Consider the following 26,289-nt stretch of genomic DNA (forward strand, 5'->3'; position numbering starts at 1 on the left):
GGAAAACCAAGATGCGCAAACTAATGATGTCCCTGCTGATGGCCGGCTCGCTGCTCGCGAGCGGTGTCGGCACCGCTCTCGCGGACGATGCGTCCGCTCCCGCAGCCGCCTCCGCTCCCGATACGACGGCGAGCGCGCCCGCACCGGACGCCTCCGCCGCAGCCGCTGCTCCGGCTGCCTCGGCTCCCGCCGCCGACGCGTCCGCCGCGCCGGCCGCAAGCGCACCGGCCGCCGCCGATGCATCGGCCGCCGCGGCTGCCGCCGCACCGGCCGCCCCAACCGCACCGTTCTCGGTCGATTCATCGAAGATCAACTCCGGCGACACCGCGTGGATGCTGACCTCCACCGCGCTGGTGCTGTTCATGACGATCCCGGGCCTCGCGCTGTTCTACGGCGGCATGGTCCGCAAGAAGAACGTGCTGGCGACGCTGATGCAAAGCTTCGCGATCACCTGTGTCGTGACGATCGTCTGGACCGTGGTGGGCTACAGCCTCGCGTTCACGCCGGGCGGCTCGTTCATCGGCGGCTTCTCGCGGGTGTTCATGACGGGCATGAACTACATCAAGGGCGACAAGGCCACGACGCTGACCGTCAGCCACCTCGCGCCGACGATCCCCGAGACGGTCTACTTCGTCTATCAGATGACCTTCGCGATCATCACGCCGGCGCTGATCACCGGTGCGTTCGCGGACCGCATGAAGTTCTCGGCGATGCTGGTGTTCATGACGCTGTGGTCGATCATCGTCTACTCGCCGATCGCGCACATGGTGTGGGAACCGAGCGGCTGGCTGGCTAGCGCTGGCATCCTCGACTTCGCGGGCGGCACGGTGGTGCACATCAACGCCGGTATCGCGGGTCTGGTGTGCTGTCTGGTGCTCGGCAAGCGCGTCGGCTATGGCCGGGAAGCGATGGCGCCGCACAACCTGACGCTCACGCTGATCGGTGGTGCGATGCTGTGGGTGGGCTGGTTCGGCTTCAACGCGGGTTCGGCGGTGGCAGCGGACGGCCGTGCCGGTTTCGCGATGTTCGCGACGCAGGTGGCGACCGCCGCGGCGGCGCTGGCATGGATGTTCGCCGAATGGGCGGCCAAGGGTAAGCCGTCCGTGCTCGGCATCGTATCGGGCGCGGTTGCGGGTCTGGTGGCGGTGACGCCGGCGTCGGGCTTCGTCGGCACGCTCGGCGCGCTGGTGATCGGCATCGTCGCGGGCGTGGTCTGCTTCTGGTCGGCCACGTGGCTCAAGCACAAGCTCGGCTACGACGATTCGCTCGACGCGTTCGGTGTGCACTGCGTGGGCGGGATCATCGGTGCGCTGCTGACCGGCGTATTCGCGGTCAAGGACATCGGCGGCGCGGACGGCAGCGTGATCCTGCAGGCGAAGGGCGTGCTGACGACGCTGATCTACAGCGGCGTGGTGAGCTTCGTGCTGCTGAAGATCATCGACATGGTGATGGGCATCCGCGTGAGCGAAGAGCAGGAGCGCGAAGGCCTCGACGTGAGCCTGCATGGCGAGAAAGTCGAATAACGGAAAAGCCGCCAGGTTCGCCGGCCCGCGCTTGCGGGCCCGCCGGATCGGGAAAAGGTTAAGCAAGCGCAGCAACTTCGCCCGCCTTCATGGCGGGCTTTTTTCTTGCTGACCCGATTGCGAACGGTAATTTCCCGCGCCTATCATCTTGATAGGGAGAATGCATTCGAGTCTGCTTGCGAATGGAGAAACCGTCCCCAAATGGACAAGGCATAGATCTACAATCTTTTTTCTCCAGTCTGCGAGTGATCAATGGTTCCGCACCTAGTTACGGCGTTAAACGGCCCGCTGCTCGACCTCGAGCGGAAGATCCTCGACGCCACGCCCGCAATCGAACGCTGGTTCCGGCTTGAATGGCAGGAGCACACGCCGCCGTTCTATTGTTCCGTCGATCTCCGTAACGCGGGGTTCAAGCTCGCGCCGGTCGACACCAATCTGTTTCCCGGCGCATTCAACAATCTGCCGCAGGAAGTGCTGCCGCTCGCGGTGCAAGCCGCGATGGCCTCGATCGAAAAGATCTGCCCGGACGCGAAGAATCTGCTGGTGATTCCGGAGCGCCACACGCGCAACGCGTTCTACCTCGAAAACGTCGCCCGGCTCGCGTCGATCATGCGCCAGGCGGGTCTGAACGTGCGCTTCGGCACGCTCGACGAAACCATCAACGGTCCGGTCACGATTGCGCTGTCCGACGGCCAGAAGCTCGTGCTCGAACCGCTCGAGCGCTCGCAGCGGCGCCTTGGTCTGAAGAACTTCGACCCGTGCTCGATTCTGCTGAACAACGACCTGTCTGGCGGCATTCCGCCCGTGCTCGAAAATCTGCACGAGCAGTATTTGCTGCCGCCGCTGCATGCGGGCTGGGCGGTGCGTCGCAAGTCGACGCATTTCTCGTGCTACGACGACGTCGCGAAGAAGTTCGCGAAGATGGTCGAGATCGATCCGTGGATGATCAACCCCTACTTCGCGCACGTCGAGGGCGTCGACTTCCAGGAACGCACCGGCGAAGAAGCGCTGGCCGACGCGATCGACGGCGTGCTGAAGAAGATCGCGCGCAAGTATCGCGAGTACGGCATCTCCGAAAAACCGTATGTCGTGATCAAGTCCGATGCGGGCACTTATGGCATGGGCGTGATGACCGTGCACGACGCGTCGGAAGTCGCCGCGCTGACGAAGCGCGAACGCACGCGCATGGCGGCGACCAAAGACGGCCTCGAAGTGCACGACGTGATCGTGCAGGAAGGCGTGTACACGTTCGAGCGCATCGGCGAGGAAGTCGCCGAGCCGGTCGTCTACATGATCGACCGCTATGTGGTGGGCGGCTTCTATCGCGTGCATGGCAGCCGCGAGCGTGATCAGAACCTGAACGCGCCGGGCATGCACTTCGTGCCGCTCGGCTTCGAGCATACGGCACTGCCCGATGCACACGCGAAGCCCGGCGCGGCGCCGCCGAACCGCTTCTATATGTACGGCGTCGTGGCGCGGCTCGGGTTGCTGGCCGCCTCGGTCGAGCTCGAAAAGACCGATCCCGAAGCGATCCAGGTCTAAGCCACCTCGCGCGGCAGGCTGGCGGCATGCGTGCCGCCAGCGCCGTCTTCAAAGACTATATTGACGAACAATGTCACGCCCCTTGGGGCGCACCGGGACTTTCATGGACATTCTTTTCATCGCCGATCCCCTCAGCCACTTCAAGATCTACAAAGACACGACCTACGCGATGATGGCCGAAGCGGCGCGGCGCGGTCACACGGTGTACACCTGCGAGCCGAAGCATCTGGCGTGGACGGGCGGCGATGTCGAAGCGAACGTGCAGCGCATTGCGATCACCGGCGACACCACCGATCTGCATCGTGACGTCTGGTTCGCTGCCGATGCCGCCACGCCGCGTTCGCTCAAGAGCCTCGGCGCGATTCTGATGCGCAAGGACCCGCCGTTCGACATGGAATACGTGACGTCGACCTGGCTGCTCGAACTGGCCGAGCGCGGCGGCGCGCGCGTCTTCAACAAGCCGCAGGCGATCCGCGATCACTCGGAAAAGCTTGCGATCGGCGAGTTCGCGCAGTTCGTCGCGCCGACGCTGGTCACTCGCGACCCGGCGCGTCTGCGCGCGTTCCACGAACAGCACGGCGACGTGATCCTGAAGCCGCTCGACGGCATGGGCGGCATGGGCGTGTTCCGCGTGAAGGCGGACGGCATGAATCTCGGCTCGATCGTCGAGATGCTGAGCCACGACGGCGCGCGCTCGGTGATGGCGCAGAAATTCATCCCCGAGATCAAGGAAGGTGACAAGCGCATCCTGCTGATCGGCGGCGAAGCGGTGCCATACTCGCTCGCGCGCATTCCTCAGGGCAATGAGGTGCGCGGCAATCTGGCGGCCGGCGGACTGGGCGTCGCGCGGCCGCTCAGCGAGCAGGATCGCAAGATCGCCGATACGCTCGCGCCGGTGCTGGCGGCGCGCGGTTTGCTGCTAGTGGGGCTCGATGCGATCGGCGACTGGCTCACCGAAGTGAACGTCACGAGCCCGACGTGTTTCCGCGAGATCATGGATCAGACCGGCTTCGACGTTGCCGCGATGTTCGTCGGCGCGCTGGAGCGCGCGGTCGGCTGACGCGCGGCCCTCGCTCCGCACCCGTATGGCGCACCGACGCAGCGGCCTTGATTGCCCGGCTGCGCGCCCAATCTTTGTAGTAAATCCACATCGGACGCGCCGCAGGAATTGGCGCGAAAATGGGCCTGCTACAATGCCCGCTCTTCCGCGCGAGACGAGATCGGCTGCATGGCTGCCGCCGGCCCGGTTCGCGAATCATGAAGAACGGGCAGTGCGCCCGACGATGCATTCCCGCCCTCGCGACCCACGGCCGGTCCGGGGCGATGGCGAACCGGGCTCGACTCCCGGTCCACGGTTTGGGGCCGGTCTTTTGCAGTAAGGCTGACATGGCAGGCATTCTGATCATTGCGCACGCTCCATTCGCCACCGCGTTGCGCGATTGCATTTCTCACATCTATGGCGGTTTGCCGGCGCGTATCGGCGTGATCGACGTGTCGCCGGATTGCGATCCCGCGCAGGTCGTCGCGTTTGCGCATTCGGAAATCGCGCGGTTGAAGGAAGAGAACGGCGCGCTCGTGCTGACCGACATGTTCGGCGCGACGCCGGCCAACATCGCGGGCCGGCTCGCCAACGTACCCGACGTGCGCGTGCTGTGCGGCGTCAATCTGCCGATGCTGGTGCGCGCGGTCTGCTATCGCGCGACGCCGCTCGACACGCTCGTCGACAAGGCGCTCGCCGGCGCGACCAAGGGCGTGCACGCGATCGGACCGGCGACGCCCGCACCGGTCACGGCGCCAGCGTGCGCGTCCGAGTGTCTGGCGGTGCTGCCGCCCGACGCGGCTCCCGCCGACTGTGTTCCCGCGTTGCCGGCCGATGCCGATCTGACGCAAAAGACGGACGCGCCCGGCCTGTAAATCGGGCTGGTTCGCAGGCAAGCTTCGAAGATTCAAGTGGTTTCGCAACGGCTTCAATCGGCTTGCAGCCGCTTTGCAGTTTCACCATTCACCATTTCATTCACCCGCGCTTCGGACCATCACATGCTGCAACAGGAAACGACAATTGTGAACAAGCTGGGGCTGCACGCGCGCGCGTCGGCCAAGTTGACGCAACTCGCGGGCAACTACCAGGCGGAAATCTGGATGAGCCGCAATGGCCGTCGTATCAACGCGAAGAGCATCATGGGTGTGATGATGCTGGCCGCGGGCATCGGCAGTACCGTGCTGATCGAAACGGAAGGCAGCGACGAACAGCAAGCGATGGACGCGCTGCTGAAGCTGATCGCCGATAAATTTGGCGAAGGTCAATAAAGCAGCGCGCTTTGCGTTCGACAAACCCAAAAATGCCGCGGCTCAGTTCGCGGCTTTTTTTCGCCGCCGACATTTGAATATCAGAAGAGGCGCGCTGTTAATCGACATTAAAGGGATGTAAAAGCGGCGCGAAAGCGACAGGCAAGAGTGCGTAAGGCGACATGCGTTTTCAATGTTTAAACCATATGTTTTGCGCGACGCGTATAAAGCGAAGCTTCGCCGGCTACACGGACACCTGATTACGATTATTCGTGCTGCGCTGCACACACCCCTGACATACTTCAAAAAGGCACGGAATTTATAATGTCCAGTACAGTCTGAGAGCATTGCAGCGGTTTGCCGCGGCATTACACAACTAGAGGAGGTGCGCGTGTCATTCACGCTGCATGGAATTCCCGTGTCACGCGGTATCGCCATCGGGCGGGCCTATCTGATCGCCCCGGCAGCACTCGACGTAGACCACTATCTGATCGAACCTGCCCAGATCGAAGGGGAGGTCGAGCGCTTTCGCGCGGCGCAGCAACGCGTGCATGAAGAGCTCAACGCATTGCGCGCCGATCTCGCCGCGGACGCCCCTAGTGAAGTGGGCGCGTTCATCGACGTTCACGCGATGATTCTGAACGACGCGATGCTCGTTCAGGAAACCATCGACCTGATCCGCACGCGCCGCTACAACGTCGAGTGGGCGTTGACCGAACAGCTCGAAAGACTCTCGCGCCATTTCGACACGATCGAAGACGAATATCTGCGCGAGCGCAAAGCCGACATCGAGCAGGTCGTCGAGCGCGTGCTGAAGGCGCTTGCGGGCGCGACCGGCATCGTCGACAACGTGCATGGCGCATGTGACGAGATGATCGTGGTCGCGCACGACATCGCGCCGGCCGACATGATGCAGTTCAAGACGCAGACGTTCCAGGGCTTCGTCACCGATCTCGGCGGGCGCACGTCGCATACCGCGATCGTCGCGCGCAGCCTCGGTATTCCGGCCGCGGTCGGCGTGCAGCATGCGAGCGCGCTGATTCGCCAGGACGATCTGATCATCGTCGATGGCGACCACGGCATCGTGATCGTCGATCCCGCGCCGATCGTGCTCGAGGAGTACTCGTACCGGCAAAGCGAGAAGGAGCTCGAGCAGCGCAAGCTGCAACGGCTCAAGTTCTCGCCGACGCAAACGCTGTGCGGCACGCGCATCGAACTGTGCGCGAACATCGAGTTGCCGGACGACGCGCGCGCGGCGATCGAATCGGGCGCGACCGGCGTGGGTCTGTTTCGCACCGAGTTCCTGTTCATGAATCACAAGGACCGGATGCCCGAAGAGGAGGAGCAGTTCAGCGCGTATCGTCGCGCGGTCGAGTTGATGAACGGCTTGCCGGTCACGATCCGCACGATCGACGTCGGCGCCGACAAGCCGCTCGATTCGATGAGCGGCGGCGACGGCTACGAAACCGCCGCGAATCCGGCGCTAGGGCTTCGCGCGATTCGCTGGAGCCTGTCCGAGCCGCAGATGTTTCTCACGCAGTTGCGCGCGATCCTGCGCGCGTCGGCGTTCGGCAAGGTGAAGATCCTGATCCCGATGCTCGCGCACGCGCAGGAAATCGACCAGACGCTCGATCTGATCCGCGAGGCCAAGCGTCAACTCGACGACGCGGGTATCGCTTACGATCCGAACGTGCAGGTCGGCGCGATGATCGAGATTCCGGCCGCCGCGATTGCGTTGCCGCTGTTTTTGAAGCGGCTCGATTTCCTGTCGATCGGCACCAACGATCTGATTCAGTACACGCTCGCGATCGATCGCGCGGACAACGCGGTCGCGCATCTGTACGACCCGCTGCATCCGGCCGTGCTGCATCTGATCGCGTTCACGCTGCGCGAGGCGAAGCGTGCGGGTGTGCCCGTGTCGGTGTGCGGTGAGATGGCGGGCGATCCGGCGTTGACGCGTCTGTTGCTCGGCATGGGCCTGACCGAGTTTTCGATGCATCCGAGCCAACTGCTCGAGGTCAAGCAGGAGGTGCTGCGCTCGCATCTGAAGACGCTCGAAAAACCCGTGGCCGACGTGCTGGCTTCGTTCGAGCCGGAAGAGGTGGAGGCGGCGCTCAAGCGGGTCGCGCTGGTTTGAATCTGACGCGCTTCGTCGCGTCGCGTCTCGTTGGATGAAAAACGCCGCACATGTGCGGCGTTTTTCATTTCTGCGTCACTCGAGCGGCCAGCGTAGAACCTTCCGCCTCAAGACCCGTGCGTGTGGCCGCACACCGGACAGTCCGGCTGGCGTCCGATGCGCATCGTGTTCCATTCCATCCGCAGCGAATCGAGCATCGTCAGACGGCCCACGAGCGGCGTGCCGATCGCGCCGATCACCTTCAGCGCTTCGGCAGCCTGCATCGAACCGATGATGCCGACCGTCGGCGCGAACACGCCCATCGTCGAGCATGCGACTTCCTCGAACGGCTGGTCTTCAGGAAACACGCACGCGTAGCAGGGTGATGCTTCGTTGCGGAAATCGAACGTGCTGATCTGGCCGTCGAAGCGCAACGCCGCGCCCGACACGAGCGGCACGCGATGCTTGACGCACGCACGGTTGATCGCGTGACGCGTCGCGAAGTTGTCGGTGCAATCGAGCACGACACTCGCGTGCGGCACCTCGCGATCGAGCCACGCATCGTCGACGCGCTCGGCCACCGCGTTGACGACGACCTCGGGATTGATCTGCGCGAGCATGTCGCGCCCGGACTCGACCTTCCTGCGTCCAACCGACGCGCTCACGTGCAGGATCTGCCGCTGCAGATTGGTCAGGTCGACGGTATCGGCATCGACGAGCGTCAGACGGCCGACGCCCGCCGCCGCGAGATACATCGCCGCCGGCGAACCGAGCCCGCCCGCGCCAATGACGATCGCATGGGCGTCGATAAAACGCTGCTGCGCCTCGATGCCGATTTCGTCGACGAGGATATGGCGGGAGTAGCGAAGGAGTTGATCGTCATTCATGGCGGGCGCGTGGGGTGTGTCGCTATGTCGCTGTGTCGCGCAGGAAGAGGCAGGCCGAAGGGCCGCGGCGCGCGTTCGTGGCTGTTATTTTAATCGCGCGGGGAGGGTGGCTGTTGCCGCTTGCCGTCAGGCGCCACCGATTGGACGGGGGCTTCTGCTGAAACTGTTGCGGCGTGTCTTCGCAGACTTTCGTGCTGCGAAGACACGCGCGGGTTCGCTGCTTATTTGCCAGCTTATTTGCCAGCGGGAGCCGATGCCGGCGCGGAAGCCGACACCGGTGCCGATGCGCCCGGTACCGGTTGCGTCGGCTTCACCGCGACCGGCGCGGAGGCCGACGTGCCCGGCTTGTTCTGCGCGAGACGGCGTTCCATCAGCGACTTCGATTCCTGAACCGGCTTGCCTTCGAGCTTGTCGACTGCCTGTTGCAGCATGAAGTCGTCGGTCGAACCGAACTCGACCGGTTTGCGTTCGCGCTCCTTCTGGCGCTGTTCCGGCGTCTTCTTGTCGTTCTGCTCTTCGAGCTGACGCAGCTGCTCCATGCGCTCCGACTCGCGTTGCTCCGCTTCCTTCTTCTCGTTCGGATCCTGCGTGTTCGCCAGGTGGTTCGAGTAGTCGACTTCGCGGGTCACGAGCGCGTCGTCCGGATCGCCGTCCGCGTATTGATCGACCGGAAGGTCGGGGCGGATGCCCTTGTTCTGGATCGAACGGCCGCTCGGCGTGTAGTAATACGCGGTGGTCAGGCGCAATGCGGTGTCGGCCGTCATGGGGCGCACGGTTTGCACCGAACCCTTCCCGAACGTGGTCTTGCCGAGGATCAACGCGCGGTGCTGATCCTGCAGCGCGCCCGCGACGATTTCCGACGCCGACGCCGAGTACGCGTTGGTCAGTACGATCATCGGCACGGTCTTGAAGATGGCCGGGACGTCCTTCAGCGGATCGGTGTCGAACGATTGCAGACGGTAGTTATCGTAGGTGTCGCGATAGATCTGCTTCGAATCCGGAATCTGGCCGTTGGTCGACACCACCACCGAATTCGGCGGCAGGAACGCGCCCGCGACGCCAACCGCGCTTTGCAGCAGACCGCCGCCGTTGTTGCGCAGGTCGAGGATGAGGCCCTTCAGATTCGGCTCCTGGCGCGCGAGATCCTGCAGCTTGGCTGCAAGGTCGGGCGTGGTGCGTTCCTGGAAGCTGGTGATGCGCACGTACGCGAAGCCCGGCGCAACGATCTTGCCCTTCACCGACTGCACCTTGATGATCGCGCGCGTGACGGTGAGCGGGAACGTGCGGTCGTCGGTCTTGCGGAAGATGGTCAGCGTGACCTTGGTGCCCGGCTCGCCGCGCATCTGCTTGACCGCCTGGTCGAGCGTCATGCCGCGCACGGGCTTGTCGTTGATGCGCGTGATCAGGTCGCCCGGACGGATGCCGGCGCGGAACGCGGGCGTGTCTTCGATTGGCGAAATCACCTTGATCAGGCCGTCTTCCGACGATATTTCGATACCGAGGCCCGCGAAGCGGCCCTTGGTCTGCTCCTGCAGCTCTTCGTAATCGGTCTTGTCGAGGTACGACGAGTGCGGGTCGAGGCTCGACACCATGCCCTTGATCGCGGCGGTGAGGAGCTTCTTGTCGTCGACCGGTTCGACATATTCGTGCTTGATCTGCCCGAACACTTCGGCGAAGAGTCTGAGCTGGTCTAGCGGCAGCGGGGCGACCGCGGCGCTAGCGGGTTGCTCGGCCGAGGCGGAGAATTGCAGGGTGGCAAGGACACCGGTAGCAAGGCCCGCGGCAATCAGGCCGATATTTTTCAGGTTCTTTCGCATAGAGTCTGTTGCGGTCGGAAGCGCGTGGCAGCGTCGATAAAGATTGGACGGACAAGTATAACTGCACACCCGCCTGCTCAGGGCGCGGTGCAGGCAATCGTGCTTCGACAGTACGGGAAGGCCCTGGTTCTCGCAGGCCGGCTCGCGGATGGCGAGCCGTACGACATGACGCTAGACGGGGCGGAACCGGGCGAGCCGCGCAAGGCCAGCGGACGCGCTCGCCGTTACGCTGACCTTTGAAGCGGCTCCGACTCCGTCCACCGGGCGCAATACAGTATTTCTTGCGGGCCGGTTGTCTGCGTGCGGCCCCACGCGTTCAGGTGGCGCGGGGCCGCGGCCGCAACCGCTGGGTCAGCCCGCCTTGCCCTGGCTCGCGACTGCCGCTTGCGCCTTCGCGATCGCGTCCTGGTCGCCGAGATAGTAGTGCTTGATCGGCTTCAGGTCTTCGTCGAGTTCGTAGACGAGCGGCACGCCGTTCGGAATGTTGAGGCCGACGATGTCGTCGTCCGAGATGTTGTCGAGGTACTTGACCAGCGCGCGGATCGAGTTGCCGTGCGCGGCGATCAGGATGCTGCGGCCCGACTTGATGGCCGGCGCGATCGACTCGTTCCACAGCGGCAGCACGCGCGCGACCGTATCTTTCAGGCACTCGGTCAGCGGCAGTTGCTCGCGCGGCACCTTGGCATAACGCGGATCGGCGTACGGCGCGCGCTCGTCGGTCGGCTCGAGCGCGGGCGGCGGCGTGTCATAGCTGCGGCGCCAGACCAGCACCTGCTCGTCGCCGAACCTGGCCGCCGTTTCGGCCTTGTTCAGACCGGACAGTGCGCCGTAGTGGCGTTCGTTCAGGCGCCACGAATGCACGACGGGCAGGTACATCAGATCCATCTTGTCCTGCACGTGCCACAAGGTGCGGATCGCGCGTTTGAGCACCGACGTATAGGCGATGTCGAACGTGTAGCCCGATTCCTTGAGCAGCTCGCCCGCCTGCTGCGCCTCGAGGTTGCCCTGCTCGGTGAGGTCGACGTCGACCCAGCCGGTAAAGCGGTTTTCCTTGTTCCACGTCGATTCGCCGTGGCGGATGAGAACGAGTTTGTACATGAGATTTGCCGGTCGGTAGTGAGGAAGCGGTCTCGCGCGGTGCGACGCCTCTAGTGGCGCGTCGCCATCGCGTCAAACGGTTATTTTATAATGGTCGGGTTGACCTTTTCGATTTCTCTCTTTCCGGCGGATCCTCCGTGAAGTTTTTCACCGAATACACAAACCTTGTCCTGATCGCAATCGTCCTTATCTCTGGTGGGTTGCTGCTGTGGCCGACCATCAGTCGGCGTGGACGTGGCGGCCTGTCGGCCGCTGAAGCCACCCAACTGATCAACCGGCGCAACGCGGCGGTCATCGATCTGCGGCCGTCCGCCGATTTCGCCAAGGGGCACCTGCCCTCGGCACGGCATTTCGAATTCGCGGAGTTGCAGGCGAAAGTCGCGCAACTCGCGAAGAACAAGAGCAACCCGGTGCTGCTGGTGTGCCAGACCGGCCAGCAGTCGAACAAGGCCGCGCGTATCGTGCAGGAAGCGGGATACGCTGAAGTCCATGTTCTCGAGGGCGGCGTCGACGCCTGGCAGAAAGCCGGTATGCCGGTTGTGAAACAAGGAGCAGCCAAGTGAACAAAGTGATCATGTACAGCACCCAGGTGTGCCCGTATTGCCAGATGGCCGAACGTCTTTTAAAGTCGCGCGGCGTCGAGCAGGTTGAAAAAGTACTGATCGACAAAGACCCGGCCCGTCGTGAGGAGATGATGACCCGGACGGGTCGTCGCACGGTGCCGCAGGTGTTCATCGGCGAGACGCATGTCGGCGGCTATGACGACCTGTCCGCGCTCGATCGCGCGGGCGGTCTCACGCCGCTGCTCGAAGCAGCCTGAGTTCGCGCGTTTCGCGCCGCGCGAGCGGGCGGACCACTCGATAAGCCGGTGCGTGCGCGCTCCTCGTGGAGCCGGCGAGCCGGCGCAATAATCTGGCGGCCCATGCGTGCATTGGCCGCCGCCACGCATACCTATCAGGAATTACCATCATGTCCGACGAGAATAACCAGCCGTTCTTCAACATCCAGCGCGTCTATCTGAAGGACATGTCGCTCGAGCAGCCGAATTCGCCGGCGATCTTCCTCGAGCAGGAAATGCCGTCGGTCGAAGTCGAAGTCGACGTGAAGGCCGAGCGCCTCGCGGAATCCGTGTTCGAAATTCTCGTGACGGGCACGGTCACCGCCAAGGTGTCGGACAAGGTCGCGTTCCTGATCGAAGCGAAACAGGCTGGCATTTTTGACATTCGCAACATCCCGGCCGAGCAGATCGATCCGCTCGTCGGCATCGCTTGCCCGACCATCCTGTTCCCGTACCTGCGCTCGAACATCGCCGACGCGATCACCCGCGCCGGCTTCCCGCCGATCCACCTCGCCGAGATCAACTTCCAGGCGCTGTACGAGCAGCGTCTCGCGCAAATGAGCGCGGCCCAGCAGGGCGACGGCGCGGCGCAAAACGGCGTCACGCATTAAGGCCCCGCGGGCAGTGCCGGCTATGAAGGTCGCCGTTCTCGGCGCTGGCGCCTGGGGCACCGCCCTCGCCGGCCATCTGGCCTTAAAGCACGACACAGTGTTGTGGGCGCGCGAGTCCGCGCTCATCGCCGAGCTTGCCACTTCGCATGAAAACGCCCGCTATCTGGCGGGCGTTGCGTTGCCGAGCGCGCTTCGCTACGAAGCGGATCTCGGCGCGGCGCTCGATCACGCGCTCGCAGACGATGCGCTGTGCGTGATCGCGACGCCGGTGGCTGGCCTACGCGGTCTGTTGCGCGCGATGCGCGATGCCGGCAAGGTGCCCGCGCATATCGTGTGGCTGTGCAAGGGGTTCGAAGCGGATTCGCAGTTGTTGCCGCACCAGGCGGTCGCGGCGGAATTGCCCGAGCATGCGAGCAACGGCGTGTTGTCCGGACCGAGCTTCGCGCGCGAAGTCGGGCAGGGGCTGCCGGTTGCGCTGACGATTGCAAGCTCGTCGGCGGCGTGCCGCGAACGCACGGTCGCGGCGTTCCACCACGGCGCGATGCGCATCTATACCGGCGACGACGTCGTCGGCGTCGAAGTGGGCGGCGCGGTGAAAAACGTGCTCGCGATCGCGACGGGCATCGCCGATGGCCTCGGCCTCGGTCTCAATGCACGCGCGGCGCTGATCACGCGCGGCCTCGCCGAAATGTCTCGTCTTGGCGTGACGCTCGGTGGGCGCGCAGAAACCTTTACCGGGCTGACCGGTCTCGGCGATCTGATTCTGACCGCTACCGGCGATCTGTCGCGCAACCGCACGGTGGGCATGCAACTCGCCACGGGGCGCACGCTCGACGACATCCTCGGCGGCCTCGGTCACGTGGCCGAAGGGGTGCGCTGCGCGCAGGCGGTACTCTCGATCGCACGCGCTCACGCGATCGAGATGCCGATTACGCAGGCGGTCTGCGCGGTGCTGTTCGACGGCGTGGCGCCGCGCGATGCAGTCAGCGCGCTGTTGCGACGCGATTCGAAGGCCGAATAAGCAGGGCGAATAAGCAGGCCGAAGAAGCAAGCCGAATAAGCAAGCCAGCGCAAGCCAAGCCGAATAAAGTCTTTTCCCTCAGCCGTTTAGCGCAAACTCGCGTTGAACGGCTGCCTCGCCTGGCTGTCCACTTCGTTATCGAAGGCTCGGATCTGCGAGGTCCCCAATGCCCACCTTCAATCTCGGTCACGGCACCTGCACGCTCGAAGCGCGCGTGGTCGACATCACGACGCTCGCCGTCGATGCGATCGTCAATGCCGCGAATACTTCGCTGCTTGGCGGCGACGGTGTGGATGGCGCGATTCATCGCGCGGCCCGCAAGGAGTTGCTGCGCGAATGCGAAACGCTCGGCGGGTGCGCGACCGGCGACGCCAAAATGACCGCCGGCTATCGGTTGCCCGCGAGGCATGTGATTCATGCGGTCGGTCCAGTGTGGCGCGGCGGCGCGCATGGCGAAGCCGACCTGCTGGCATCGTGCTATCAGCGCTCGCTCGAAGTTGCCCGCGAGACTCAGTGCGCGAGCATCGCGTTTCCCGCGATCAGCTGCGGCATTTACCGTTTTCCCGCCGACGCCGCGGTGAGCATCGCTGTCGCGACCGTGCTCGACACGTTGCCGCGCACACCCCAGATGAAGCACGTGACGTTCGCGTGCTTCGACGACGCGATGTTCGCGCGCTACGAGGTCGAACTCGAACGCCGTCAGGCGCCGCCCTCGAAACCGGCCTGACGCCAGGCTTCGAACACCACGATCGCCACCGTGTTCGACAGATTCAGGCTGCGATTGCCGGGACGCATCGGCAGACGCACGCGCTGTTCGCTCCCGAAGCGTTCGAGCACCGTGTCGGGCAGGCCGCGCGTTTCGGCGCCGAAGACGAACCAGTCGCCCGGTTGAAACGCGTGGTCGTGAAAGCGCCCCGAGCCGCGCGTCGTGAAGGCGAACATGCGCGCCGGGTCGGGCGTTTCCTTCGCGATGAACGCGTCCCAATTGGCATGCACGTTCATTTCCGCGTACTCGTGATAGTCGAGGCCGGCGCGCCGCATCTTGGTGTCGTCGAGTGGGAAGCCGAGCGGCTCGATCAGGTGCAGCCGAGCGCCGGTATTCGCGCACAGGCGAATCACGTTGCCGGTGTTCGGCGGAATTTCGGGTTCTACGAGAACGACGTTGAACATAAGGAGACCACGTAAAGGCTAGTTTTTCGGAGTGCGCAGCGCGACGAAGTTCGTGACCCGCCGCGCGCCGGCGGCCTTCAGCGTATGCGCGAGGGCTTCGAGTGTCGCGCCGCTCGTCATCACGTCGTCGACGACGCCGACGTGCAGGCCATGCACCGACCGCGCGACGCGAAACGCGCGGCCGACGTTGTGCCGACGCGCATCGAGATCGAGGCGCGATTGGGGCGCGGTGTCGAGGGTTCGTTCGAGCAGCGTCGCGTCGCTGCGTACGCCGAGCGCACGGGCGAGCGGCCGCGCGATCTGCCATGCCTGGTTGTAGCCGCGCTCGACCAGACGGCGCCCGGCGAGCGGCACGGGCGCAATCACGTCGGGCCGCTCTGCCGCGTCGTGCCAGTTGTCCTCGGCGAGCCGTGCGAGGCGTAGCGCGAAGTCGCGCGCGAGCATCAAGCGGGCGCGGAACTTCAGACCGACCGCCAGCGTATCGAGCGGCGCGCGATAGTCGGCGAGCGCGAAGCTCGCGTCGAACGGCGGCGGTTCGGCGACGCAATCCGCGCAGCGATAGCGCGCCTGAGCGACCCGGCGTGACACCGGCAACGGCACCGCGCAAACGGTGCAGCGCAGGCGGCTGTCGTTCCAGTAGGCCGCGTCGCAACCGTCACACAACGTCTTGTGCGACAAATTGCCGCATAACGCGCACAGGTTCGGCAGCGCGGCGTGCAGGGCGCGCGGCCATGCCGAATGCAGACCGCGCGCAAAACGCGCCATCCGATTTCGACACGACGAAGAAAATGACTGGAATCGCAAGAGTGAGTGCCGGTGAAAGCCGTTCACGCTGAATGGAGGGGAACGAACGAGTATACTTCGAGCTCACGCCAGCACGACACACATGTCCCCAACATCCGCTCAATCTGGCCGTCCGGCCTACGATTCACGACGCCTCAGACGAATTTTCGACCGTCGCGCCGCCACTTTCGACGAGGTTGCGTTCCTGCCGCGCGAGATTGCGCAGCGCATGCGCGAGCGTCTCGATTACATCAAGGTGGCGCCCGCGAGCGTGCTCGACGCCGGTTGCGGCGCGGGCGAAGACATCCCCGCATTGCGCGAACGCTTTCCCGAGGCGCCGGTGTTCGGCGCCGATCTGTCGCACGGCATGCTCCGCCGGGCGCTGCGCCACGATGCCGGTGATACGAGTTGGCGGCGCTTTCTTCCCGCCTCGCTCGGCAAAGCGCTCGGCGCGCGTGGCCCGCGCTTCGCGCAAGCCGATTTCTCCGCGCTGCCGTTCACGGCCGGCGCATTCGAATTCATCTGGTCCAACCTTGCGCTGCACTGGCACTCGCGGCCCGATCTGGTCTTTCCCGAATGGCAGCGCGTGTTGAAGGTCAACGGCCTGCTGATGTTCAGCACGCTCGGCCCCGATACGCTGAAGGAATTGCGCGGTGCCTACGCCGAGATCGAGGCCGCGCACGGCGTCGCGTCGCGCAAGCATGTGATCGACTTCGTCGATATGCATGATCTCGGCGACATGCTCGTCGAGGCCGGCTTCGAGATTCCGGTGATGGATCAGGAGACGCTGACGATCACCTACAAGTCGCCCGAGTCGCTGCTCGCGGACGTGCGCCGCTGGGGTGCGTACCCGTTCGAGCGCGGCGCGCATGGCGGCGCGCTCGCGCGTCGGTTGCACAAAGCGCTGCTCGCCGCGCTCGAAGCGCGCCGGCGAGCCGACGGCACGATCGCGCTGACCTTCGAGGTGATCTACGGACACGCATGGAAAGCAGTACCGCGGACTACGGCCGAAGGACATGGCATCGTGCGGCTCGAGGACATCGGACGAGGTCCGGGCAAGCGTGGATAGCAGATTGCCGCGCCGTCATCAACTGCTTGCCGATAGTGCGGTTGACGTGTTGCAAAAGCGGTAAAGAGGACATCTGTTATGCCTGGGATTTGCCCTCCGAAAGAGCCGCAAAATGCCGGGCAAAATGGCGCGAAGGCTTGTCGCGCCTGGCTTGTGGGCTGATCGGGGCTTGCTTGTCGATGCTATGGATCGCGCCTATAATGCGTCAGTTTGTCACCCGAGGTTCCCACATTTGGGGTGGCAAGCCCGAGGCGCAGGGCTGCAAAATGAAGTGATGCGGTAGGAGTTGGCGCGGTCGCTAGTGACGCTGTAAGCAGTGGCACGAGCGCCGGCCGCGAGATGCATCCGGAAGTAAAAGAAGGCAGGCCGGACGCGACGATTCGCAGGAGGCAGCGATGGGCGCATCAGATCATCTGCTGGCGGATTCAGAACCGGTCCTCAGGGACTGGACCATGAAGCGCAACTGTTCGATATCGCCGCGGCAGTTCGTCTGTCTGTACGTGTCGCTTGCGTTGTTCTCGTTGGCAATTGCATTCATGCTGGTTCTGGTCGGTGCCTGGCTGGTGTTGCCGTTCACCGGAATCGAGTTGCTGGCGGTAGGTATCGCGTTTGCAATATATGCGCGTCATGCTGTCGATTACGAACGCATCCGGTTGTTTCCGAACCGGCTCGTGATCGAGCAGGTCAGCGCCGAGCAGATTACGCAGTTCGAATTCAATCCGCGCTGGGTGCGGATAGAGCCGGGCGCAACGCCGCGCGATCAGATCAAGCTGGTCTCGCGCGGGCAGACGATCATGATCGGGCAACATCTCGCGCAAAATCGGCGCGCGCAGTTCGCAGGCGAACTGCGTATGTGGCTGGCACGTTGTTAGATGGTGCCGGACGCGCGGCGTTCAAGGGGGCGCGACACGCTGCCAGCGGGGTCGAGGGGTTTGAATGGAAAATTTGGGTAAGGAAGCTATGAAAACAATCAAGCGAGCGCTCATGAGCGTGCTGGCGACTAGCGGACTGCTTTTCGCCGGTGCCGCCCTGGCAGTGGGCGATGCTCCGGGCGGCCCTGCCGTCAACGCGATCAATCTCCAGCCGCCTGCATCGAGAATCGCTCAGGAGCTGTTCGACCTCCACATGTTCATGCTGCTCCTTTGCACCGTGATCTTCGTCGGTGTGTTCGGCGTGATGTTCTATTCGATCTTCGCGCACCGCAAATCGAAAGGCCACAAGGCAGCCAATTTCCACGAAAGCACCACCGTCGAAATCATCTGGACGATCGTGCCGTTCATCATCGTCGTGCTGATGGCGCTGCCCGCCACCAAGGCCGTCGTCGCGATGAAGGACACCTCGAACGCCGACCTCACGATCAAGGTCACCGGCTACCAGTGGAAGTGGGGCTACGACTACGTGAAGGGTCCGGGCGAGGGCATCGGCTTCCTGTCCACGCTCGCCACGCCGCGCGCGCAAACCGATGGCCGCGAGCCGATCTCCACGCTGTATCTGCAGGAAGTCGACAACCCGCTCGTGGTGCCGGTCGACAAGAAAATCCGCATCATCACCACCGCGAACGACGTGGTCCACTCCTGGTACGTGCCGGCCTTCGGCGTGAAGCAGGACGCGATCCCGGGCTTCGTGCGCGACACGTGGTTCAAGGCCAACCGCACCGGCACGTTCCGCGGCTTCTGTACCGAACTGTGCGGCAAGGAGCACGCGTTCATGCCGGTCGTCGTCGAGGTGCTGTCGGCCGACGACTACGCGAAGTGGGTCGACGAGCAGAAGAAGAAAATGGCCGCCGGCCAGGACGATCCGAACAAGACCTACACGATGGCCGAGCTGATGGAGCGCGGCGGCAAGGTCTACACGGCGAACTGCGCGGTCTGCCACCAGCCGACCGGCAAGGGCGCGGGTGCATTCCCGGCGCTCGACGGCAGCAAGGTCGCCAACGGTCCGATCGGCCAGCACGTCAGCCTCGTGCTGAAGGGTAAGAACGCGATGCCTTCGTGGGCGCCGACGCTGAACGACGTCGAGATCGCCTCGGTGATCACGTACGAGCGCAACTCGTGGGGCAACCATACCGGCGACATCCTGCAGCCGAAGCAGGTCACCGAAGCGCGCAACGGCAAGCTGCCGGAAGGCGGCGACCATCTGGCCGAAGCGGGTGCCGCGGCAAGCGGCGCGGCTGCGGCATCGGGTGCGGAAGCGGCTTCCGCACCGGCGGCTGCATCGGGCAACGACACTGGCGCGGCTGCTGCGAATAGCGCCGAGGCCACGCTGCCGGCGAGCATCTACTTCGAGACTGGCAAGAGCACGCTGCCGGCCGACGCGAAAGCGGCGGTCGACGCGGCCGCAGCCTACGCGAAGGCGCATCCGGACGCGAAATTCACGCTGTCGGGCTACACCGACGCAACCGGCTCCGCCGACGTCAACGCGAAGCTCGCGAAGAGTCGTGCCGAAGCCGTTCGCGACGCGCTGAAAGCAGCCGGCATCGCCGAAGACCATATTATTTTGAAGAAGCCGGAAACGATCACCGGCGGCACCGACGCGAAGGAAGCCCGGCGCGTTCAGATCAGCCCGGCAGCCTGACGTGTTCATGGTCAGCACCGCAGAATTCGCTTTAGGAGATTGTCATGTCTAGCATCGGACACGATGTAGTCGCGGGCCACGAGCACGTGCACGGCGACCATGCCCACGAAACGCCGCATGGCTGGCGCCGTTGGCTGTTCGCAACCAACCACAAGGACATCGGTACGCTGTACCTGATCTTCTCGTTCACCATGTTCCTGTCCGGGGGCGTGATGGCGCTGATGATCCGTGCCGAACTGTTCGAGCCGGGTCTGCAGATCATGCGTCCCGAGTTCTTCAACCAGTTGACCACCATGCACGGGCTGATCATGGTGTTCGGCGCGATCATGCCGGCATTCGTCGGCTTCGCGAACTGGATGGTGCCGCTGCAGATCGGTGCATCGGACATGGCTTTCGCGCGGATGAACAACTTCAGCTTCTGGCTGCTGCCGGTCGCGGCTGTTCTGCTGGTCGGCTCGTTCTTCGCACCGGGCGGCGCGACCGCCGCGGGCTGGACGCTGTACGCGCCGCTCTCCACGCAGATGGGCCCGGGCATGGACTTCGCGATTTTCGCGATCCACCTGATGGGTGCGTCGTCGATCATGGGCGGTATCAACATCGTCGTGACGATCCTGAACATGCGCGCACCCGGCCTCACGCTGATGAAGATGCCGATGTTCGTATGGACCTGGCTGATCACCGCGTATCTGCTGATCGCCGTGATGCCGGTTCTGGCGGGCGCGATCACGATGGTGCTGTTCGACCGTCACTTCGGCACGTCGTTCTTCAGCGCGGCAGGCGGCGGCGACCCGGTCATGTACCAGCACATCTTCTGGTTCTTCGGGCACCCCGAGGTGTACATCATGATCTTGCCGGCGTTCGGGATCGTCTCGCAGGTGATCCCGGCGTTCTCGCGCAAGCCGCTGTTCGGCTATAGCTCGATGGTGTACGCAACGGCGTCGATCGCGATCCTGTCGTTCATGGTCTGGGCGCACCACATGTTCGTGACCGGCATGCCGGTGACGGGCCAGCTGTTCTTCATGTACGCGACGATGCTGATCGCGGTGCCGACCGGCGTGAAGGTGTTCAACTGGGTCGCGACGATGTGGCGCGGTTCGCTGTCGTTCGAAACGCCGATGCTGTTCGCGGTGGGCTTCCTGATCGTGTTCACGTTCGGTGGCCTGTCGGGTCTGATGCTCGCCATGGCGCCGCTCGACATCCAGTATCACGGGACTTATTTCGTGGTGGCGCACTTCCACTACGTGCTAGTGGCGGGTTCACTATTCGCGCTGTTCTCCGGGTGGTACTACTGGGCACCGAAATGGACCGGCTGGATGTACAACGAAACGCGCGGCAAGATCCACTTCTGGGCGTCGATGTTCTTCTTCAACCTCGCGTTCCTGCCGATGCACTTCGTCGGCCTCGCGGGCATGCCGCGTCGTTATGCCGACTACCCGGCACAGTTCACCGACTGGAACCAGGTGATCTCGATCGGCGCATTCGGCTTCGGTCTGTCGCAGGTCTACTTCCTGTTCGCGGTGGCACTGCCGGCCTACCGTGGCGGCGGTGAACTCGTCGAGGCGGGCGACAAGCCGTGGGACGGCGCAACGGGCCTCGAGTGGACCGTGCCGAGCCCGGCTCCGTTCCACACGTTCGAGCACCCGCCGACCGTCGAGTAAGCCTTTCCCGGCGAGGTGCCGGGTTCCGGCGGCGCGACGTGCCGCCACCGGAACCGGGCGCTTCGCGAGGCGGCTGTGGTCAGGCGGCCTCACCAGTCAAGAACCGTACTCAGAAGTCGAGCATGACGCGCAATCCACAGGAAAGACGTACGCCGGAGCAGATTCGCGCGGGCAACAGGCGGATAGGGTTGGTGATGTTCGCGATCGCCGCGGTGTTTTTCGCGAGCGCCATTCTGAAGCAGTGCTGGTTCAGCTAACGCCGCGTTCGCAGTCCGTATGCAGGTTTGTTGAGGATTCAGATGTCGACGCAACCGCCGGCCGAGGCCGACCGCTCTTTCAATCGTTCGATGCTGATCAAGCTGTTCGTCGTCGCCTTGATGATGTTCGGTTTCGGTTTCGCGCTGGTGCCGATGTATCGGGCGATCTGCCAGATCACCGGTGTGAACAACCTCGTGCAGCGCGACGTCTCGGCGCGCGAGGCGAGGAATACGCAGGTCGACATGAGCCGCACGATTTCGATCGAATTCGATGCGAACGCACGCGGCCTGTTGGGTTTCAAGCCGGAGCAGCGCAGTCTCGACGTGCATCCGGGCGAAGTGACGACGGTCATGTACGACGTCAGCAACGAGCAGTCGCGCACGATCCGTGCGCAGGCTATTCCGAGCTACGCGCCGAAGCAGGCAACCGAGTACTTCAGGAAGATCGAGTGCTTCTGCTTCACGCAGCAGACGTTGAACGCGAACGAGACAAAGCGGATGCCGGTGGTGTTCGTGGTCGATCCGAAGTTGCCGAAAGACGTGAAGACGATCACGCTGTCGTACACGTTTTTCGAGTTGAACACGCCGGCGGCGGCGAGCGCGGATGATGCGGTGCCGAAGGCGAATGCAGTGAACAATGCAGTGACCGGCGCGGCAGCCACTCCCGCGAAGCCGGCCTGAAGCAGATTGACGGCGCGAGCCGCGGACGAACGAAGCAAGACGAGGCGAGATGAGCGATAACGGCGGCAGTCCGCGCAAGAGCAGCTTCGGTCAGTCGATGCGCGCGGTGTTCTGGTCGTTTTTCGGCGTGCGCAAGCGCCGCGATCTCGAAGCGGACGCAACGCAGCTGAACCCGCTGCATGTGATCGTGGCGGCGCTGATCGGCGCGGCGGTTCTGATCGGGGTGCTGATTCTGGTCGTGCGCCTCGTGGTCGGTTGACGCAGTGGCAGGGCACAGCAGCAGAGAAGAGCCCACGAATTAGAGAGAAGCGGTGCGGTATCGACGCGTCGCCGAGATACAGCCGGAGATTCCGGAACAACTGGACTGAAGTGGAGAATCAAGAATGAGCGGTCAAAACGAGAGCCCGTACTATTTCGTACCGCATCCGTCGCGGCATCCGATCAGCGCCGCTACCGGGTTGCTGGTCATGCTCGGATCGCTTGCGGCGTGGATCAACGACCACACGTGGGCGCCGCTCGGCGTCCTGATCGGTCTGCTGTGGCTGCTCTTTACGCTGTGGCATTGGTTCGGCGACGCAATCGCCGAATCGGAAAGCGGCATGTACGGCAAGAACGTCGACCGCTCGTACCGCTGGAGCATGAGCTGGTTCATCTTCTCCGAAGTGATGTTCTTTGGCGCGTTCTTCGGCGCGTTGTTCTATGCCCGCGAAATCGCGCTGCATCAGTTGGGCAGCCTCGACTTCAAGCTGATCTGGCCGGACTTCACGGCGGTGTGGCCGAACAACGGCCCGGCCAACCTCGTGGGCACCTACAAGTCGATGCAACCGTGGCCGGTGCCGACCATCAACACGGCGCTGCTGCTGTCGTCGGGCGCGACGCTGACCGTGTCGCACCACGCGCTGCGCGACAATCACCGCAGGAAGGCGATCGCGTGGCTCGCGGCGACTCTCGTGCTCGGCGTCTGCTTCCTGTTCCTGCAGGGCTTCGAGTATTTCCACGCGTACAACGAGCTGAACCTGACGCTGGCTTCGGGCATCTACGGTTCGACGTTCTTCCTGCTGACCGGCTTTCACGGTTTTCACGTGTTCCTCGGTGGCACGATGCTCGCCGTCGTGCTGGCGCGCCTGATTCGCGGCCACTTCACGCCGGAACATCACTTCGCGTTCGAAGGGGCGGCGTGGTACTGGCACTTCGTCGACGTCGTGTGGCTCGGTCTGTACGTCGTCGTGTACTGGCTGTAATGCAGTCAGACCCGCGCGCGCCGCTCGTCGGCGCGGTCGCGGGACGTGCGCGCCACACCTGTCAGGCGGTGCGCGCGAGCAAGATACAAGGATGAATGCAGCGCCGCCCTCGACCTGTCAGGGCGGCGTTTTGTTTGGCGGCGAGGGAATTTTTCCGCAGACGGTTTGCACCGAAGTGCTATCCGCGAGCGTCAGCGCCCGTACGGAATCCCGGTCGATTGAATCCAACCCATCCAATGTGCGAACAGGATGAACAGGAACAGCGAGATCGACAGGCCCACCCGCGTGGCGAGCGACCAGGCCATCCGCTTGGTCTTGCCTTTGTCGTGCATCATGAAATACAGCGCCGACACCATGCTGGCGATGATCAGAGCAAAGGCGATGGGAACGATAATGTGCATGGAACCAACTGAAACCGGAAAGCGCAGTGGCAAGACATTCATTATCGCACCGCGCGCGGGCGTCTGCCGCAGGTTCCCGGCGACCCTGAACGCGATCCCGGAGCACCTGCAATGAAGTTTCGCCTGATTCCCGCGCTGCTGATCCTGCTGGTCGTCGTCGTGACGGTGCGGCTCGGTTTCTGGCAGCGCGATCGCGCGCATCAGAAGGAAGCGCTCGAGGCGCGTATCACGCAGTTCGAAACCGCGCCAGCGTTGCCGGTCAGCGCGGCGCCGCTCGCGCTGAGGGACGTCGAGTTTCATCGCGTGAAGGCGCGGGGCAGTTTCGTCGCGGACAAGGTCGTGTACCTCGATAATCGTCCGTATAACGATCAGCCGGGCTTTTACGTCGTGATGCCCTTTAAACTCGCCGACGGCGGCTACGTGCTCGTCAATCGTGGCTGGCTGCCGCGCAACCTCAGCAGTCGCGAGACCATTGCGCCGTACTCGACGCCGTCGGGCGAGGTCGAGATCGAAGGGATTGCGCGCGCCGATGCGTCGCGCGCGTTCGAGCTCGGCGAGGGCGGATCGGCCGCGCATCACATGATCCGGCAGAATCTCGACGTCGCTGCGTACGCCGCGGAGACCGGGCTGCCGTTGCAATCGTTCGTGGTCCAGCAGACCGGCGATGCCCGCGACGGTCTGGTGCGCGACTGGCCCGCGCCGACCACTGGCGTCGAGCGCAACTACGGCTACATGATGCAGTGGTGGGGCATGGCCGCCGCCGCGCTCGCCTTCGGTCTGTATGCGGCGCGCCGCGCGGGCAAAAAAGAACACGCGCCGGGCGCGTGAGGAATGGAAGGCACGGAAGGCCGGGAAGGCACGGGCCGCCGCCGTCCGAACATTGAAAGAGGTTCTGTAGTGTCGACTCAAACTCCCCGTTCGTCCGAAGCTGGCAAACCCGCTGGCAAACCCACCGGCAAACCCGCCGCGGCCAAAGCGATGCCCGGCCAACCGAACGGCCCGGGCTCGTGGCGGCGCGGCCGCTGGGTGCTGCTGCTGCTCGCGGTGATCTGCGCGGCGCCGATCGCGGTTTCGTACTTCATGTACTACGTCGTCAAGCCGACCGGCGGCAGCACGAACTACGGCGCACTGGTCGAGCCGCAACGGCCGATCCCCGACTCGCTCGTGGTCACCGGCGCGGACGGCAAGCCGCTGAATCTCGCGTCGCTGCACGGCCGCTGGCTGATGATCTCGGTCGACAACAGCGCGTGCGACAAAGCTTGCGTGACGAAGCTCTACTTCATGCGACAAATCCGCGCAGCACAGGGCCCGGAACGCGAGCGCGTCGTGGAAGTGTGGCTGCGCACCGATGCGGACAAGGTCGCCGATGTGATACAAACCGCGTACCCCAACACCGACATGCTGATCGCCGACCCGGCGCAGCTCGCCGCGTGGCTGCCCGCCGACACCGGCACGCGGATCACCGACCACATCTATCTGGTCGATCCGAACGGCAATCTGATGATGCGTTTTCCGAAGGACGCGAACCCGAGCAAGATCAAAGGCGACCTGACCAAGCTGCTCAAATGGTCGACCATCGGCTGATGCCGCAACCTGGGTAAATGAGATGTTCGTATTGCAACTGGGCCTGATCGGCTTGTGTATCGCGTTGTTGCCGCTGTCCTACGTGTGGGTCAAGGCCGACGACAACAAATTCCGCAAGCTGGTCTGGCTGACCACCTTCCTGACGCTCGATCTCGTGATGTTCGGCGGCTTCACGCGCCTCACCGATTCGGGCCTCGGCTGCCCGGACTGGCCAGGCTGCTACGGTACGTCGTCACCGTTCATTGCGCACGCGGCGATCTCCGCAGCCTATCAGGCGATGCCGAGCGGCCCGGTCAGCATGACGAAGGCATGGATCGAAATGATCCACCGCTATTTCGCGATGGCGATCGGCGTGCTGATCATCGCGCAGACGATCATCGCGTGGACCGCGCGCATCAAGCGTCGTGCACTGCACGTGTCGCCGTGGTGGCCGACTTCGCTGCTGCTTCTGATCGTCGTGCAGGGCGTGTTCGGCGCGTGGACCGTGACGATGAAGCTGCAGCCGATCATCGTGACCACGCATCTGCTGCTCGGCCTCGCGCTGCTCGGCACGCTCGGCTGGCTCGCGGCGCGCCTGACGCCGCTGCCTGCCTACGAGCCCGAAACCGCGCACTGGCGGGTCGCGGCGCTCGCGGGTCTCGCGCTGCTGGTGCTGCAGATCGCTCTCGGCGGCTGGGTCAGCACGAACTACGCGGTGCTCGCGTGCACCGACTTCCCGACCTGCAACGGGCAATGGATTCCGCCGATGGACTTCGCGCACGGTTTCCACTTGTGGCGTGCGCTCGGCATGACCGGCGACGGCGACGTAATCACGCAGGATGCACTGGTCGCGATTCACTGGACGCATCGCACGTTCGCGTTCATCGTGATCGGCTATCTGGTGTGGTTCGCGTTGAAGATGCGCCGCTTCGAATCGCTGCGGCGACCCGCCAACGGTGTGCTGCTGGTGGTGCTGATTCAGTTCATCACCGGTTTGTCGAACATCGTGCTGCAATGGCCGTTGCCGATCGCGGTCGCCCATAACGGCGGGGCCGCGATCCTGCTGCTGTTGCTCGTTATGTTAAACTTTCGGATCGCTTATAGCCGTCCCGGCCGCGCCGCGCTCCCTGCGCGCGAAGCCGCGCCAGCGTGA

The 26,289-nt window shown here is 64.0% G+C and carries 28 protein-coding genes; 22 read left to right on the forward strand and 6 right to left on the reverse strand.

Features of this window, described 5'->3' with window-relative positions; all coding sequences use genetic code 11:
• The first annotated feature begins 11 nt into the window (after positions 1–11).
• The 6 genes from L0U84_RS01275 to ptsP all read left to right on the forward strand — a co-directional run bounded on the left by L0U84_RS01275 (position 12) and on the right by ptsP (position 7,488).
• The gene (locus L0U84_RS01275; protein ID WP_233846627.1) at positions 12–1,523 is read left to right on the forward strand and encodes an ammonium transporter; all 1,512 of its coding nucleotides are present in this window, start codon (positions 12–14) and stop codon (positions 1,521–1,523) included.
• Positions 1,524–1,775: 252 nt separating this feature from the next.
• Positions 1,776–3,065, forward strand: coding sequence for a glutamate--cysteine ligase (gene gshA / locus L0U84_RS01280; RefSeq protein ID WP_233846629.1), 1,290 nt, complete (start codon positions 1,776–1,778; stop codon positions 3,063–3,065).
• Between the two features lie 103 nt (positions 3,066–3,168).
• On the forward strand, positions 3,169–4,125 hold the full coding sequence (gene gshB / locus L0U84_RS01285) for a glutathione synthase (protein WP_233846638.1): 957 nt from the start codon (positions 3,169–3,171) through the stop codon (positions 4,123–4,125).
• A 326-nt stretch (positions 4,126–4,451) separates the two neighbouring features.
• Positions 4,452–4,979 carry a PTS sugar transporter subunit IIA gene (locus L0U84_RS01290; RefSeq protein ID WP_233846646.1) on the forward strand — a complete coding sequence of 176 codons (528 nt, stop codon included), beginning with the start codon at positions 4,452–4,454 and terminating at the stop codon, positions 4,977–4,979.
• Positions 4,980–5,102: 123 nt separating this feature from the next.
• A complete protein-coding gene (locus tag L0U84_RS01295) occupies positions 5,103–5,372 on the forward strand; it encodes an HPr family phosphocarrier protein (RefSeq protein ID WP_233846648.1) in 270 nt (89 codons plus the stop codon).
• 370 nt (positions 5,373–5,742) lie between these two features.
• Positions 5,743–7,488, forward strand: a complete 1,746-nt coding sequence (gene ptsP / locus L0U84_RS01300) for a phosphoenolpyruvate--protein phosphotransferase (protein ID WP_233846656.1) — start codon at positions 5,743–5,745, stop codon at positions 7,486–7,488.
• 107 nt (positions 7,489–7,595) lie between these two features.
• Here ptsP and L0U84_RS01305 read toward each other — a convergent pair whose 3' ends face one another.
• The 3 genes from L0U84_RS01305 to gpmA all read right to left on the reverse strand — a co-directional run bounded on the left by L0U84_RS01305 (position 7,596) and on the right by gpmA (position 11,269).
• Positions 7,596–8,354, reverse strand: a complete 759-nt coding sequence (locus tag L0U84_RS01305; RefSeq protein ID WP_233846664.1) for a HesA/MoeB/ThiF family protein — start codon at positions 8,352–8,354, stop codon at positions 7,596–7,598.
• A gap of 233 nt (positions 8,355–8,587) precedes the next feature.
• Positions 8,588–10,171 (reverse strand): S41 family peptidase, encoded by a 1,584-nt coding sequence (locus L0U84_RS01310; protein ID WP_233846666.1) that lies wholly within the window; start codon positions 10,169–10,171, stop codon positions 8,588–8,590.
• Between the two features lie 351 nt (positions 10,172–10,522).
• The gene (gpmA, locus tag L0U84_RS01315) at positions 10,523–11,269 is read right to left on the reverse strand and encodes a 2,3-diphosphoglycerate-dependent phosphoglycerate mutase (RefSeq protein WP_233846668.1); all 747 of its coding nucleotides are present in this window, start codon (positions 11,267–11,269) and stop codon (positions 10,523–10,525) included.
• Positions 11,270–11,406: 137 nt separating this feature from the next.
• On the opposite strand from gpmA, the gene L0U84_RS01320 reads away from it, so the two are divergent.
• The 5 genes from L0U84_RS01320 (at position 11,407) to L0U84_RS01340 (ending at position 14,466) form a co-directional block, all read left to right on the forward strand.
• Positions 11,407–11,832: a rhodanese-like domain-containing protein gene (locus L0U84_RS01320; protein ID WP_233851894.1), complete on the forward strand. Its 426-nt coding sequence runs from the start codon at positions 11,407–11,409 to the stop codon at positions 11,830–11,832.
• Positions 11,829–12,089 carry a glutaredoxin 3 gene (gene grxC / locus L0U84_RS01325; protein WP_062125843.1) on the forward strand — a complete coding sequence of 87 codons (261 nt, stop codon included), beginning with the start codon at positions 11,829–11,831 and terminating at the stop codon, positions 12,087–12,089. Before L0U84_RS01320 ends, grxC begins: the two co-directional genes overlap by 4 nt.
• A gap of 149 nt (positions 12,090–12,238) precedes the next feature.
• Positions 12,239–12,718, forward strand: coding sequence for a protein-export chaperone SecB (secB, locus tag L0U84_RS01330; protein ID WP_233846677.1), 480 nt, complete (start codon positions 12,239–12,241; stop codon positions 12,716–12,718).
• Positions 12,719–12,740: 22 nt separating this feature from the next.
• On the forward strand, positions 12,741–13,739 hold the full coding sequence (locus L0U84_RS01335; protein WP_233846679.1) for an NAD(P)H-dependent glycerol-3-phosphate dehydrogenase: 999 nt from the start codon (positions 12,741–12,743) through the stop codon (positions 13,737–13,739).
• A 166-nt stretch (positions 13,740–13,905) separates the two neighbouring features.
• On the forward strand, positions 13,906–14,466 hold the full coding sequence (locus L0U84_RS01340; protein WP_233846681.1) for an O-acetyl-ADP-ribose deacetylase: 561 nt from the start codon (positions 13,906–13,908) through the stop codon (positions 14,464–14,466).
• Here L0U84_RS01340 and trmL read toward each other — a convergent pair.
• Positions 14,439–14,909, reverse strand: a complete 471-nt coding sequence (gene trmL, locus L0U84_RS01345) for a tRNA (uridine(34)/cytosine(34)/5-carboxymethylaminomethyluridine(34)-2'-O)-methyltransferase TrmL (protein ID WP_233846691.1) — start codon at positions 14,907–14,909, stop codon at positions 14,439–14,441. The genes L0U84_RS01340 and trmL overlap by 28 nt on opposite strands.
• Before the next feature lie 18 nt (positions 14,910–14,927).
• The gene (locus L0U84_RS01350) at positions 14,928–15,674 is read right to left on the reverse strand and encodes a ComF family protein (protein ID WP_233846693.1); all 747 of its coding nucleotides are present in this window, start codon (positions 15,672–15,674) and stop codon (positions 14,928–14,930) included.
• Positions 15,675–15,795: 121 nt separating this feature from the next.
• Here L0U84_RS01350 and L0U84_RS01355 point away from each other — a divergent pair, with 121 nt between their 5' ends.
• From L0U84_RS01355 to L0U84_RS01390, 8 genes are all read left to right on the forward strand, one after another.
• Positions 15,796–16,761 carry a methyltransferase domain-containing protein gene (locus L0U84_RS01355; RefSeq protein ID WP_233846702.1) on the forward strand — a complete coding sequence of 322 codons (966 nt, stop codon included), beginning with the start codon at positions 15,796–15,798 and terminating at the stop codon, positions 16,759–16,761.
• Positions 16,762–17,156: 395 nt separating this feature from the next.
• Entirely contained in the window at positions 17,157–17,633 is a 477-nt protein-coding gene (locus L0U84_RS01360) for a DUF2244 domain-containing protein (protein ID WP_184026596.1), read from the forward strand.
• A gap of 64 nt (positions 17,634–17,697) precedes the next feature.
• Positions 17,698–19,335: a cytochrome c oxidase subunit II gene (gene coxB / locus L0U84_RS01365; protein ID WP_233846704.1), complete on the forward strand. Its 1,638-nt coding sequence runs from the start codon at positions 17,698–17,700 to the stop codon at positions 19,333–19,335.
• A gap of 44 nt (positions 19,336–19,379) precedes the next feature.
• The gene (gene ctaD, locus L0U84_RS01370) at positions 19,380–20,993 is read left to right on the forward strand and encodes a cytochrome c oxidase subunit I (RefSeq protein ID WP_233846713.1); all 1,614 of its coding nucleotides are present in this window, start codon (positions 19,380–19,382) and stop codon (positions 20,991–20,993) included.
• A gap of 122 nt (positions 20,994–21,115) precedes the next feature.
• Positions 21,116–21,250: a cytochrome oxidase small assembly protein gene (locus L0U84_RS01375; protein ID WP_018419308.1), complete on the forward strand. Its 135-nt coding sequence runs from the start codon at positions 21,116–21,118 to the stop codon at positions 21,248–21,250.
• A gap of 42 nt (positions 21,251–21,292) precedes the next feature.
• Positions 21,293–21,931, forward strand: coding sequence for a cytochrome c oxidase assembly protein (locus L0U84_RS01380; RefSeq protein ID WP_233846721.1), 639 nt, complete (start codon positions 21,293–21,295; stop codon positions 21,929–21,931).
• A 49-nt stretch (positions 21,932–21,980) separates the two neighbouring features.
• Complete coding sequence (locus tag L0U84_RS01385; protein WP_233846723.1) at positions 21,981–22,190, forward strand: DUF2970 domain-containing protein; 210 nt, start codon at positions 21,981–21,983, stop codon at positions 22,188–22,190.
• A gap of 124 nt (positions 22,191–22,314) precedes the next feature.
• Entirely contained in the window at positions 22,315–23,172 is an 858-nt protein-coding gene (locus L0U84_RS01390; RefSeq protein WP_233846725.1) for a cytochrome c oxidase subunit 3, read from the forward strand.
• A gap of 191 nt (positions 23,173–23,363) precedes the next feature.
• On the opposite strand, the gene L0U84_RS01395 is transcribed toward L0U84_RS01390, so the two are convergent.
• Positions 23,364–23,573 (reverse strand): twin transmembrane helix small protein, encoded by a 210-nt coding sequence (locus L0U84_RS01395; RefSeq protein ID WP_233851896.1) that lies wholly within the window; start codon positions 23,571–23,573, stop codon positions 23,364–23,366.
• 111 nt (positions 23,574–23,684) lie between these two features.
• Here L0U84_RS01395 and L0U84_RS01400 point away from each other — a divergent pair, with 111 nt between their 5' ends.
• The 3 genes from L0U84_RS01400 (at position 23,685) to L0U84_RS01410 (ending at position 26,289) form a co-directional block, all read left to right on the forward strand.
• A complete protein-coding gene (locus tag L0U84_RS01400; protein WP_233846727.1) occupies positions 23,685–24,401 on the forward strand; it encodes an SURF1 family protein in 717 nt (238 codons plus the stop codon).
• 69 nt (positions 24,402–24,470) lie between these two features.
• On the forward strand, positions 24,471–25,157 hold the full coding sequence (locus tag L0U84_RS01405) for an SCO family protein (RefSeq protein WP_233846729.1): 687 nt from the start codon (positions 24,471–24,473) through the stop codon (positions 25,155–25,157).
• Between the two features lie 22 nt (positions 25,158–25,179).
• Positions 25,180–26,289 carry a COX15/CtaA family protein gene (locus tag L0U84_RS01410; RefSeq protein WP_233846731.1) on the forward strand — a complete coding sequence of 370 codons (1,110 nt, stop codon included), beginning with the start codon at positions 25,180–25,182 and terminating at the stop codon, positions 26,287–26,289.

This window comes from Paraburkholderia sp. HD33-4, from assembly GCF_021390635.1.
In the GTDB taxonomy this organism is placed as follows: Bacteria; Pseudomonadota; Gammaproteobacteria; order Burkholderiales; family Burkholderiaceae; genus Paraburkholderia.

Bases quoted from the DNA above. Each gene is read 5' to 3' on its own strand.
- L0U84_RS01350 (WP_233846693.1), bottom strand. From the start codon at position 15,674: ATGGCGCGTTTTGCGCGCGGTCTGCATTCGGCATGGCCGCGCGCCCTG.
- gshA (WP_233846629.1), top strand. From the start codon at position 1,776: ATGGTTCCGCACCTAGTTACGGCGTTAAACGGCCCGCTGCTCGACCTC.
- L0U84_RS01410 (WP_233846731.1), top strand. From the start codon at position 25,180: ATGTTCGTATTGCAACTGGGCCTGATCGGCTTGTGTATCGCGTTGTTG.
- L0U84_RS01295 (WP_233846648.1), top strand. From the start codon at position 5,103: ATGCTGCAACAGGAAACGACAATTGTGAACAAGCTGGGGCTGCACGCG.
- ctaD (WP_233846713.1), top strand. From the start codon at position 19,380: ATGTCTAGCATCGGACACGATGTAGTCGCGGGCCACGAGCACGTGCAC.
- L0U84_RS01340 (WP_233846681.1), top strand. From the start codon at position 13,906: ATGCCCACCTTCAATCTCGGTCACGGCACCTGCACGCTCGAAGCGCGC.
- L0U84_RS01375 (WP_018419308.1), top strand. From the start codon at position 21,116: ATGACGCGCAATCCACAGGAAAGACGTACGCCGGAGCAGATTCGCGCG.
- L0U84_RS01335 (WP_233846679.1), top strand. From the start codon at position 12,741: ATGAAGGTCGCCGTTCTCGGCGCTGGCGCCTGGGGCACCGCCCTCGCC.
- coxB (WP_233846704.1), top strand. From the start codon at position 17,698: ATGGAAAATTTGGGTAAGGAAGCTATGAAAACAATCAAGCGAGCGCTC.
- L0U84_RS01305 (WP_233846664.1), bottom strand. From the start codon at position 8,354: ATGAATGACGATCAACTCCTTCGCTACTCCCGCCATATCCTCGTCGAC.
- gshB (WP_233846638.1), top strand. From the start codon at position 3,169: ATGGACATTCTTTTCATCGCCGATCCCCTCAGCCACTTCAAGATCTAC.
- secB (WP_233846677.1), top strand. From the start codon at position 12,239: ATGTCCGACGAGAATAACCAGCCGTTCTTCAACATCCAGCGCGTCTAT.
- L0U84_RS01390 (WP_233846725.1), top strand. From the start codon at position 22,315: ATGAGCGGTCAAAACGAGAGCCCGTACTATTTCGTACCGCATCCGTCG.
- L0U84_RS01400 (WP_233846727.1), top strand. From the start codon at position 23,685: ATGAAGTTTCGCCTGATTCCCGCGCTGCTGATCCTGCTGGTCGTCGTC.
- L0U84_RS01310 (WP_233846666.1), bottom strand. From the start codon at position 10,171: ATGCGAAAGAACCTGAAAAATATCGGCCTGATTGCCGCGGGCCTTGCT.
- L0U84_RS01290 (WP_233846646.1), top strand. From the start codon at position 4,452: ATGGCAGGCATTCTGATCATTGCGCACGCTCCATTCGCCACCGCGTTG.
- trmL (WP_233846691.1), bottom strand. From the start codon at position 14,909: ATGTTCAACGTCGTTCTCGTAGAACCCGAAATTCCGCCGAACACCGGC.
- L0U84_RS01385 (WP_233846723.1), top strand. From the start codon at position 21,981: ATGAGCGATAACGGCGGCAGTCCGCGCAAGAGCAGCTTCGGTCAGTCG.
- gpmA (WP_233846668.1), bottom strand. From the start codon at position 11,269: ATGTACAAACTCGTTCTCATCCGCCACGGCGAATCGACGTGGAACAAG.
- L0U84_RS01360 (WP_184026596.1), top strand. From the start codon at position 17,157: ATGGGCGCATCAGATCATCTGCTGGCGGATTCAGAACCGGTCCTCAGG.
- L0U84_RS01275 (WP_233846627.1), top strand. From the start codon at position 12: ATGCGCAAACTAATGATGTCCCTGCTGATGGCCGGCTCGCTGCTCGCG.
- L0U84_RS01355 (WP_233846702.1), top strand. From the start codon at position 15,796: ATGTCCCCAACATCCGCTCAATCTGGCCGTCCGGCCTACGATTCACGA.
- L0U84_RS01380 (WP_233846721.1), top strand. From the start codon at position 21,293: ATGTCGACGCAACCGCCGGCCGAGGCCGACCGCTCTTTCAATCGTTCG.
- L0U84_RS01395 (WP_233851896.1), bottom strand. From the start codon at position 23,573: ATGCACATTATCGTTCCCATCGCCTTTGCTCTGATCATCGCCAGCATG.